Consider the following 774-nt stretch of genomic DNA (forward strand, 5'->3'; position numbering starts at 1 on the left):
CTACCTGTGGTAGTTGAACTTGATGACTCACTTGAAGTACTTGGTTTACTACCTGTGGTAGTTGAACTTGGTTTATCACTTGTAGTACTTGATGAACTGCTTGTTATAGTTGAACTTGTTGACTCACTTGAAGTACTTGGTTCAATACTTGTGCTAGTTGAGTTTGTTGGTTCACTTGAACTACTTGGCTCATTACTTGTAGTAGTTGAACTTGGTGACTTACTTGAACTACTTGGTTTACTACTTGTTGTAGTTGAACTTGGTGACTCACTTAAAGCGCTTGGTTTACTACTTGTGGTAGTTGAACTTGGTGACTCACTTGAACTACTTGGTTCGCTACTAGTTGTAGTTGAACTTGATGACTCACTTGAAGTACTTGGTTTACTACTTGTGGTAGTTGAACTTGATGACTCACTTGAAGTACTTGGTTCAATACCTGTGGTAGTTGAACTTGACTCTTCAATTGATATACTTGGTTTACTACTTGTGGTAGTTGAACTTGTTGATTCACTCGAAGTTGTTCGTTCGCTACTTGTGGTAGTTGAACTTGTTGGTTCACTCGAAGTACCTGGTTCGCTACTTGTTGTAGTTGAACTTGTTGACTCACTTGAAGTGCTTGGTTCGCTACTTGTTGTAGATGAACTTGATTCTTCACTTGTAGTACTTGGCTCGCTACTTGTGGTAGTTGAACTTGATTCCTCACTTGAAGTACTTGGTTTACTACTTGTGGTAGTTGAACTTGATTCTTCACTTGAAGTACTTGGTTTGCTACTT

The 774-nt window shown here is 38.9% G+C and carries 1 protein-coding gene; it reads left to right on the plus strand.

Annotation, left to right across the window (positions count from 1 at the left end):
• On the plus strand, positions 1 to 774 hold a 774-nt coding region (locus tag BG262_RS10685; RefSeq protein WP_158006632.1), incomplete at both ends, for a hypothetical protein.

Origin of the sequence: Floricoccus penangensis (genome assembly GCF_001832885.1) — a bacterium.
Taxonomy (GTDB): domain Bacteria; phylum Bacillota; class Bacilli; order Lactobacillales; family Streptococcaceae; genus Floricoccus; species Floricoccus penangensis.